The organism is Vagococcus sp. WN80Y (assembly GCF_059621045.1).
Genome location: NZ_JCAQHY010000033.1, coordinates 1 through 778, shown reverse-complemented (window position 1 = coordinate 778; position 778 = coordinate 1). Strand labels below are relative to the sequence as shown.

At 47.0% G+C, this 778-nt stretch carries 1 pseudogene; it reads left to right on the top strand.

Annotation, left to right across the window (positions count from 1 at the left end):
* Window positions 1-778, top strand: a pseudogene (locus AC5KOD_RS02495) (hypothetical protein); the annotation flags it as partial.

Genomic DNA, 778 nt, shown 5'->3' with positions numbered 1-778 from the left:
TTTGGACGATTTTTCCGAAAGATATCTTAGAGATATCCGGGATCAAAACCTTATCCGATATCATGATTTCGTTTATTCTAATTCACGTTGGCACCATGTTTAATGTCAAAGATATGCTTAGGGAGTGGAAGGTTGGTGTCACCACTCTGGCAGCTGTCGCTGGCATCGTTACCGCCATTTTATTAATTGGCACCCTGATATTTGATAAGGCCACCGCCTTTACTGCCGCAGGTCCGATGACTGGTGGGGGCATGGCAGCCCTAATCATGCAAGGCGCCGCCACCGAAGCTGGCAAGCCCGAACTAGGCATGCTAGCCATGATGATTTTTGTGATGCACGGCTTTTTCGGCTTTCCACTAACGGCGACGATTCTTGGGAAAGAAAGTCATCGCTTATTGGGAGAGTACCGAGAGACGACTGCCTCATCTGTTTCTAAAACCGTCTCTGATACAGAGACAACGTCAGAAGAAGGCCCAATAGACGCCCCTCGGCGTCCGCTATACGAGCTTGTTCCTGAGCGATTCCGCTCTCCGACTTATTATTTGGCTGTATTAGTTTGTTTAGGCTATCTCTGCCAAGTGCTGACTCAAGTAACGGGCCTTAATAACGCGATTGTCCAAATTATCGTGGGAATTGTTTTAGGGTATTTTGGTTTAATTGAACCCAAGCCCATGGATAAATCAGCTTCGACGGGCATTCTTAATCTTGCGTTGTTTGCCAGCTTTATGAGTTCCTTTGCCTTGGCTACGTGGTCAGTCGTAGTGGCCTTAATCGTTAA